The sequence below is a fragment of the Peptoniphilus harei genome, assembly GCF_900454685.1.
GTDB lineage: Bacteria > Bacillota > Clostridia > Tissierellales > Peptoniphilaceae > Peptoniphilus_A > Peptoniphilus_A harei.
In genome coordinates, this window is sequence record NZ_UATM01000021.1 from 1 (window position 1) to 8,075 (window position 8,075).

The window sequence follows — 8,075 nt, forward strand, 5'->3', positions numbered from 1 at the left end:
TACTGATTGGCGTATGTCAAATGACATCACAACTGAATTTTCAGTTCCAGATGGCGTTAGAGCCTATTCTACAGGAAAAGCTAAAGTTGGAAACATAGGTGTAACAGCAAAATTTGTTAAACAAGCTGATAGAAATGATGGAGCATCATATTTATCTGGTAACGGAAAACACCAAGCAGATTATGCTGCAACATCTGATATGTTTTACGCCAATCCAGATCCATCAACAATTCCTGCCTTAGCAATTAATGCCCAAGCAAGTAATGGTGTTGGTGGTAAATTAAACACATATCAAAAAGCTAATTATAGCGGTCGTGCTGAAGTTGGAACTGTAACACTTACATTTGATAAAACAGTAACTGACCCAGTACTAGACTTATCAGGACTAGGCGGATACGTTAACGCATTCGGTGATTTTCAATATTCAAATGGAACAGGGGCTGTACTTGGTAGAGGATCATTTAATTCTACTGATATAGAGCTAATCACAGATGGAGTTTCATTTGAAAAGGGAGCTTCAAATTCTAACTTAGAAGTTACTAATAATACGATTAAGGTAAAAAATAGAAATACTTTTACACATGCTAAGCTAACACAAGGAGAACACATCCAAAATAATGGATATCCAAGTCCAAAATTAGTACCAGCAGGTACAGGAAGTGTTATCTTAAAGGGAACATTTAAAGAAGTATCATTAAAGCTTTATCACAATGCTACTCCATATTCTGCTTTTCCAACAGATAAATACGGAACAAGTAGAGTTTTCTTCACTAATAACAATAACTCACAATATGGTGATGGAATAAATGGTCTGAATGTGATTAATACTGAAAAAATACAAATTGGAAATAAAACATATAATAATTTAACAAACTGGGACAAATTCAGAATTTCATTAAGATTACTAAAACCATCATCAATTGGAGATAGAGTTTGGTTAGATGAAGATGCTAATGGAATCCAAGATGCAGGAGAAAAAGGAGTTGAAGGAGTAACAGTAAAACTTCTTGATAAAGATGGAAGTCCAGCTAAAGACTTTAACGGAAATCTAGTTCAAGACCAAGTTACAGATGCAAATGGTAATTACAAATTTGAAAACTTGCCAGCAGGTGAATACGTTGTTCAAGTAGTTACAAAAGACGGTCAAACTCTTACAACAAAGGGACAAGGCGCTGCTGATAAAGATTCAGACCTAGATCCAAAAACAGGAAAAACAGATGTAATTAAATTAGAAGCAAATGAAAACATCACAAATGTAGATGCAGGTATTGTTCCAGCAAAAAATACAAAGTAGACTACGAATTCCAACCATCAAAAGCAGAAGGAAACACCAAGTGAATTACCACAAGGCGTAAAAGATCAACTACCAAAACAGTAGAAAATCTAGCAGATGGTAAATCAGTTCCATCACCAAAAGAATTCACTCCAGTAAAAGATGAAGTGAACAAAGGAACATGGACATTTGAAGCGTGGATAAAGAAACTGCAAAAATCAATGGAGCAGACGAACACGTAACAGGAACATGGGTATTCACAAAAGATGAAGAACCACAACCAAAAGAATACAAAGTAACTCACGAATTCAAATCAGGAACAGCTGGAAAAGACTTACCAGACGAAGTAAAAGCATTATTGCCAAAAGACCAAACAGGAAAAGTAGATGGCAACACAGTCGTACCAACAGAACCAGAACAAAAAGAGGTAACAACATCAGAAGGAACATGGACATTCAAAGGCTACGACAGATCAAATGCAACAATCGATGGAGCAGATGAACACTTTGTAGGAAAATGGGAATTCACACCAAAAGAAGACCCTAAACCAGAAACAGGAAGTGTATACGTAAAATACGTAACAGAAGACGGAAAAGAACTAGAACCTGAAAGTGGAGTACTAGTAAACGCAGAAGTTGGAACAAAATATACAACAGAAGAAAAAACATTTGACGGATACGAATTTGTAAGAATGGATGAAAAATCTGATCCAGCAAATGGAGAAGTTAAAAAAGACGACCAACACGTAATCTACGTATACAAACCAGTAGAACAAAAACAATACAAAGTAGACTACGAATTCCAACCATCAAAAGCAGAAGGAACACCAAGTGAATTACCACAAGGCGTAAAAGATCAACTACCAAAAACAGTAGAAAATCTAGCAGATGGTAAATCAGTTCCATCACCAAAAGAATTCACTCCAGTAAAAGATGAAGTGAACAAAGGAACATGGACATTTGAAGCGTGGGATAAAGAAACTGCAAAAATCAATGGAGCAGACGAACACGTAACAGGAACATGGGTATTCACAAAAGATGAAGAACCACAACCAAAAGAATACAAAGTAACTCACGAATTCAAATCAGGAACAGCTGGAAAAGACTTACCAGAAGAAGTAAAAGCATTATTGCCAAAAGACCAAACAGGAAAAGTAGATGGCAACACAGTCGTACCAACAGAACCAGAACAAAAAGAGGTAACAACATCAGAAGGAACATGGACATTCAAAGGCTACGACAGATCAAATGCAACAATCGATGGAGCAGATGAACACTTTGTAGGAAAATGGGAATTCACACCAAAAGAAGACCCTAAACCAGAAACAGGAAGTGTATACGTAAAATACGTAACAGAAGACGGAAAAGAACTAGAACCTGAAAGTGGAGTACTAGTAAACGCAGAAGTTGGAACAAAATATACAACAGAAGAAAAAACATTTGACGGATACGAATTTGTAAGAATGGATGAAAAATCTGATCCAGCAAATGGAGAAGTTAAAAAAGACGACCAACACGTAATCTACGTATACAAACCAGTAGAACAAAAACAATACAAAGTAGACTACGAATTCCAACCATCAAAAGCAGAAGGAACACCAAGTGAATTACCACAAGGCGTAAAAGATCAACTACCAAAAACAGTAGAAAATCTAGCAGATGGTAAATCAGTTCCATCACCAAAAGAATTCACTCCAGTAAAAGATGAAGTGAACAAAGGAACATGGACATTGAAGCGTGGGATAAAGAAACTGCAAAAATCAATGGAGCAGACGAACACGTAACAGGAACATGGGTATTCACAAAAGATGAAGAACCACAACCAAAAGAATACAAAGTAACTCACGAATTCAAATCAGGAACAGCTGGAAAAGACTTACCAGACGAAGTAAAAGCATTATTGCCAAAAGACCAAACAGGAAAAGTAGATGGCAACACAGTCGTACCAACAGAACCAGAACAAAAAGAGGTAACAACATCAGAAGGAACATGGACATTCAAAGGCTACGACAGATCAAATGCAACAATCGATGGAGCAGATGAACACTTTGTAGGAAAATGGGAATTCACACCAAAAGAAGACCCTAAACCAGAAACAGGAAGTGTATACGTAAAATACGTAACAGAAGACGGAAAAGAACTAGAACCTGAAAGTGGAGTACTAGTAAACGCAGAAGTTGGAACAAAATATACAACAGAAGAAAAAACATTTGACGGATACGAATTTGTAAGAATGGATGAAAAATCTGATCCAGCAAATGGAGAAGTTAAAAAAGACGACCAACACGTAATCTACGTATACAAACCAGTAGAACAAAAACAATACAAAGTAGACTACGAATTCCAACCATCAAAGCAGAAGGAACACCAAGTGAATTACCACAAGGCGTAAAAGATCAACTACCAAAAACAGTAGAAAATCTAGCAGATGGTAAATCAGTTCCATCACCAAAAGAATTCACTCCAGTAAAAGATGAAGTGAACAAAGGAACATGGACATTTGAAGCGTGGGATAAAGAAACTGCAAAATCATGAGCCGAACACTAACGAACTGGGTATTCAAAAGATGAAGAACCAACCAATAGAATTCTAAAGTAACTTACGATTCAATTCACTGGTAAGACTTCCAGATGGTGAAAGTCACTTATTGGCAATATACGTAGAACGTGTTGGTGCAACTCATTTGCGGATCAGATTTTCATCCATTCTTACAAATTCGTATCCGTCAAATGTTTTTTCTTCTGTTGTATATTTTGTTCCAACTTCTGCGTTTACTAGTACTCCACTTTCAGGTTCTAGTTCTTTTCCGTCTTCTGTTACGTATTTTACGTATACACTTCCTGTTTCTGGTTTAGGGTCTTCTTTTGGTGTGAATTCCATTTTCCTACAAAGTGTTCATCTGCTCCATCGATTGTTGCATTTGATCTGTCGTAGCCTTTGAATGTCCATGTTCCTTCTGATGTTGTTACCTCTTTTTGTTCTGGTTCTGTTGGTACGACTGTGTTGCCATCTACTTTTCCTGTTTGGTCTTTTGGCAATAATGCTTTTACTTCGTCTGGTAAGTCTTTTCCAGCTGTTCCTGATTTGAATTCGTGAGTTACTTTGTATTCTTTTGGTTGTGGTTCTTCATCTTTTGTGAATACCCATGTTCCTGTTACGTGTTCGTCTGCTCCATTGATTTTTGCAGTTTCTTTATCCCACGCTTCAAATGTCCATGTTCCTTTGTTCACTTCATCTTTTACTGGAGTGAATTCTTTTGGTGATGGAACTGATTTACCATCTGCTAGATTTTCTACTGTTTTTGGTAGTTGATCTTTTACGCCTTGTGGTAATTCACTTGGTGTTCCTTCTGCTTTTGATGGTTGGAATTCGTAGTCTACTTTGTATTGTTTTTGTTCTACTGGTTTGTATACGTAGATTACGTGTTGGTCGTCTTTTTTAACTTCTCCATTTGCTGGATCAGATTTTTCATCCATTCTTACAAATTCGTATCCGTCAAATGTTTTTTCTTCTGTTGTATATTTTGTTCCAACTTCTGCGTTTACTAGTACTCCACTTTCAGGTTCTAGTTCTTTTCCGTCTTCTGTTACGTATTTTACGTATACACTTCCTGTTTCTGGTTTAGGGTCTTCTTTTGGTGTGAATTCCCATTTTCCTACAAAGTGTTCATCTGCTCCATCGATTGTTGCATTTGATCTGTCGTAGCCTTTGAATGTCCATGTTCCTTCTGATGTTGTTACCTCTTTTTGTTCTGGTTCTGTTGGTACGACTGTGTTGCCATCTACTTTTCCTGTTTGGTCTTTTGGCAATAATGCTTTTACTTCGTCTGGTAAGTCTTTTCCAGCTGTTCCTGATTTGAATTCGTGAGTTACTTTGTATTCTTTTGGTTGTGGTTCTTCATCTTTTGTGAATACCCATGTTCCTGTTACGTGTTCGTCTGCTCCATTGATTTTTGCAGTTTCTTTATCCCACGCTTCAAATGTCCATGTTCCTTTGTTCACTTCATCTTTTACTGGAGTGAATTCTTTTGGTGATGGAACTGATTTACCATCTGCTAGATTTTCTACTGTTTTTGGTAGTTGATCTTTTACGCCTTGTGGTAATTCACTTGGTGTTCCTTCTGCTTTTGATGGTTGGAATTCGTAGTCTACTTTGTATTGTTTTTGTTCTACTGGTTTGTATACGTAGATTACGTGTTGGTCGTCTTTTTTAACTTCTCCATTTGCTGGATCAGATTTTTCATCCATTCTTACAAATTCGTATCCGTCAAATGTTTTTTCTTCTGTTGTATATTTTGTTCCAACTTCTGCGTTTACTAGTACTCCACTTTCAGGTTCTAGTTCTTTTCCGTCTTCTGTTACGTATTTTACGTATACACTTCCTGTTTCTGGTTTAGGGTCTTCTTTTGGTGTGAATTCCCATTTTCCTACAAAGTGTTCATCTGCTCCATCGATTGTTGCATTTGATCTGTCGTAGCCTTTGAATGTCCATGTTCCTTCTGATGTTGTTACCTCTTTTTGTTCTGGTTCTGTTGGTACGACTGTGTTGCCATCTACTTTTCCTGTTTGGTCTTTTGGCAATAATGCTTTTACTTCGTCTGGTAAGTCTTTTCCAGCTGTTCCTGATTTGAATTCGTGAGTTACTTTGTATTCTTTTGGTTGTGGTTCTTCATCTTTTGTGAATACCCATGTTCCTGTTACGTGTTCGTCTGCTCCATTGATTTTTGCAGTTTCTTTATCCACGCTTCAAATGTCCATGTTCCTTTGTTCACTTCATCTTTTACTGGAGTGAATTCTTTTGGTGATGGAACTGATTTACCATCTGCTAGATTTTCTACTGTTTTTGGTAGTTGATCTTTTACGCCTTGTGGTAATTCACTTGGTGTTCCTTCTGCTTTTGATGGTTGGAATTCGTAGTCTACTTGTATTGTTTTTGTTCTACTGGTTTGTATACGTAGATTACGTGTTGGTCGTCTTTTTAACTTCTCCATTTGCTGGATCAGATTTTTCATCCATTCTTACAAATTCGTATCCGTCAAATGTTTTTTCTTCTGTTGTATATTTTGTTCCAACTTCTGCGTTTACTAGTACTCCACTTCAGTTCTAGTTCTTTTCCGTCTTCTGTTACGTATTTTACGTATACACTTCCTGTTTCTGGTTTAGGGTCTTCTTTTGGTGTGAATTCCCATTTTCCTACAAAGTGTTCATCTGCTCCATCGATTGTTGCATTTGATCTGTCGTAGCCTTTGAATGTCCATGTTCCTTCTGATGTTGTTACCTTTTTTGTTCTGGTTCTGTTGGTACGACTGTGTTGCCATCTACTTTTCCTGTTTGGTCTTTTGGCAATAATGCTTTTACTTCGTCTGGTAAGTCTTTCCAGCTGTTCCTGATTTGAATTCGTGAGTTACTTTGTATTCTTTTGGTTGTGGTTCTTCATCTTTTGTGAATACCCATGTTCCTGTTACGTGTTCGTCTGCTCCATTGATTTTTGCAGTTTCTTTATCCCACGCTTCAAATGTCCATGTTCCTTTGTTCACTTCATCTTTTACTGGAGTGAATTCTTTTGGTGATGGAACTGATTTACCATCTGCTAGATTTTCTACTGTTTTTGGTAGTTGATCTTTTACGCCTTGTGGTAATTCACTTGGTGTTCCTTCTGCTTTTGATGGTTGGAATTCGTAGTCTACTTTGTATTCTTTTGCTGGAACAATACCTGCATCTACATTTGTGATGTTTTCATTTGCTTCTAATTTAATTACATCTGTTTTTCCTGTTTTTGGATCTAGGTCTGAATCTTTATCAGCAGCGCCTTGTCCCTTTGTTGTAAGAGTTTGACCGTCTTTTGTAACTACTTGAACAACGTATTCACCTGCTGGCAAGTTTTCAAAATTTGTAATTACCATTTGCATCTGTAACTTGGTCTTGAACTAGATTTCCGTTAAAGTCTTTAGCTGGACTTCCATCTTTATCAAGAAGTTTTACTGTTACTCCTTCAACTCCTTTTTCTCCTGCATCTTGGATTCCATTAGCATCTTCATCTAACCAAACTCTATCTCCAATTGATGATGGTTTTAGTAATCTTAATGAAATTCTGAATTTGTCCCAGTTTGTTAAATTATTATATGTTTTATTTCCAATTTGTATTTTTTCAGTATTAATCACATTCAGACCATTTATTCCATCACCATATTGTGAGTTATTGTTATTAGTGAAGAAAACTCTACTTGTTCCGTATTTATCTGTTGGAAAAGCAGAATATGGAGTAGCATTGTGATAAAGCTTTAATGATACTTCTTTAAATGTTCCCTTTAAGATAACACTTCCTGTACCTGCTGGTACTAATTTTGGACTTGGATATCCATTATTTTGGATGTGTTCTCCTTGTGTTAGCTTAGCATGTGTAAAGTATTTCTATTTTTTACCTTAATCGTATTATTAGTAACTTCTAAGTTAGAATTTGAAGCTCCCTTTTCAAATGAAACTCCATCTGTGATTAGCTCTATATCAGTAGAATTAAATGATCCTCTACCAAGTACAGCCCCTGTTCCATTTGAATATTGAAAATCACCGAATGCGTTAACGTATCCGCCTAGTCCTGATAAGTCTAGTACTGGGTCAGTTACTGTTTTATCAAATGTAAGTGTTACAGTTCCAACTTCAGCACGACCGCTATAATAGCTTTTTGATATGTGTTTAATTTACCACCAACACCATTACTTGCTTGGGCATTAATTGCTAAGGCAGGAATTGTTGATGGATCTGGATTGGCGTAAAACATATCAGATGTTGCAGCATAATCTGCTT

9 protein-coding genes and 2 pseudogenes are annotated in these 8,075 nt (G+C 36.7%); 4 read left to right on the top strand and 7 right to left on the bottom strand.

The features are described 5' to 3' along the window. From DRZ96_RS00950 to DRZ96_RS12245, 4 genes are all read left to right on the top strand, one after another. The coding region (locus DRZ96_RS00950; protein WP_172605433.1) for an SdrD B-like domain-containing protein at positions 1-1,294 on the top strand (1,294 nt) is incomplete at its 5' end. 175 nt (positions 1,295-1,469) lie between these two features. Further along, positions 1,470-3,056, top strand: a complete 1,587-nt coding sequence (locus DRZ96_RS00955) for an SHIRT domain-containing protein (RefSeq protein ID WP_112889262.1) — start codon at positions 1,470-1,472, stop codon at positions 3,054-3,056. Next, positions 2,996-3,664: an SHIRT domain-containing protein gene (locus tag DRZ96_RS00960; protein WP_112889263.1), complete on the top strand. Its 669-nt coding sequence runs from the start codon at positions 2,996-2,998 to the stop codon at positions 3,662-3,664. The genes DRZ96_RS00955 and DRZ96_RS00960 overlap by 61 nt, the downstream gene beginning before the upstream one ends. After that, positions 3,622-3,807 carry an SHIRT domain-containing protein gene (locus DRZ96_RS12245; protein ID WP_409371942.1) on the top strand — a complete coding sequence of 62 codons (186 nt, stop codon included), beginning with the start codon at positions 3,622-3,624 and terminating at the stop codon, positions 3,805-3,807. The genes DRZ96_RS00960 and DRZ96_RS12245 overlap by 43 nt, the downstream gene beginning before the upstream one ends. A gap of 144 nt (positions 3,808-3,951) precedes the next feature. Here the strand turns inward: DRZ96_RS12245 and DRZ96_RS00965 are convergent, their stop codons facing one another. The 7 genes and pseudogenes from DRZ96_RS00965 to DRZ96_RS10460 all read right to left on the bottom strand — a co-directional run bounded on the left by DRZ96_RS00965 (position 3,952) and on the right by DRZ96_RS10460 (position 7,433). After that, positions 3,952-4,152, bottom strand: coding sequence for a MucBP domain-containing protein (locus tag DRZ96_RS00965; RefSeq protein ID WP_112889264.1), 201 nt, complete (start codon positions 4,150-4,152; stop codon positions 3,952-3,954). Continuing rightward, positions 4,098-6,014, bottom strand: a complete 1,917-nt coding sequence (locus DRZ96_RS00970; protein WP_172605434.1) for an SHIRT domain-containing protein — start codon at positions 6,012-6,014, stop codon at positions 4,098-4,100. The genes DRZ96_RS00965 and DRZ96_RS00970 overlap by 55 nt, the downstream gene beginning before the upstream one ends. Continuing rightward, positions 5,969-6,262 carry an SHIRT domain-containing protein gene (locus DRZ96_RS10455; protein WP_218563570.1) on the bottom strand — a complete coding sequence of 98 codons (294 nt, stop codon included), beginning with the start codon at positions 6,260-6,262 and terminating at the stop codon, positions 5,969-5,971. Before DRZ96_RS10455 ends, DRZ96_RS00970 begins: the two co-directional genes overlap by 46 nt. Then, a pseudogene (locus DRZ96_RS12250) lies at positions 6,231-6,302 on the bottom strand (hypothetical protein); the annotation flags it as partial. The gene DRZ96_RS10455 and the pseudogene DRZ96_RS12250, both read right to left, overlap by 32 nt. A gap of 4 nt (positions 6,303-6,306) precedes the next feature. Further along, positions 6,307-6,600: pseudogene (locus DRZ96_RS12255) on the bottom strand (SHIRT domain-containing protein); the annotation flags it as partial. A gap of 25 nt (positions 6,601-6,625) precedes the next feature. Further along, positions 6,626-7,174: an SHIRT domain-containing protein gene (locus DRZ96_RS00980; RefSeq protein ID WP_172605435.1), complete on the bottom strand. Its 549-nt coding sequence runs from the start codon at positions 7,172-7,174 to the stop codon at positions 6,626-6,628. Then, positions 7,155-7,433, bottom strand: coding sequence for an SdrD B-like domain-containing protein (locus tag DRZ96_RS10460; protein ID WP_172605436.1), 279 nt, complete (start codon positions 7,431-7,433; stop codon positions 7,155-7,157). Before DRZ96_RS10460 ends, DRZ96_RS00980 begins: the two co-directional genes overlap by 20 nt. Between the last annotated feature and the right edge of the window lie 642 nt (positions 7,434-8,075).

Coding starts and splice junctions, on each gene's coding strand:
- DRZ96_RS10455 (WP_218563570.1), bottom strand. CDS start 6,262: ATGGAGAAGTTAAAAAGACGACCAACACGTAATCTACGTATACAAACC.
- DRZ96_RS00980 (WP_172605435.1), bottom strand. CDS start 7,174: ATGGTAATTACAAATTTTGAAAACTTGCCAGCAGGTGAATACGTTGTT.
- DRZ96_RS00965 (WP_112889264.1), bottom strand. CDS start 4,152: ATGGAATTCACACCAAAAGAAGACCCTAAACCAGAAACAGGAAGTGTA.
- DRZ96_RS00960 (WP_112889263.1), top strand. CDS start 2,996: ATGGACATTGAAGCGTGGGATAAAGAAACTGCAAAAATCAATGGAGCA.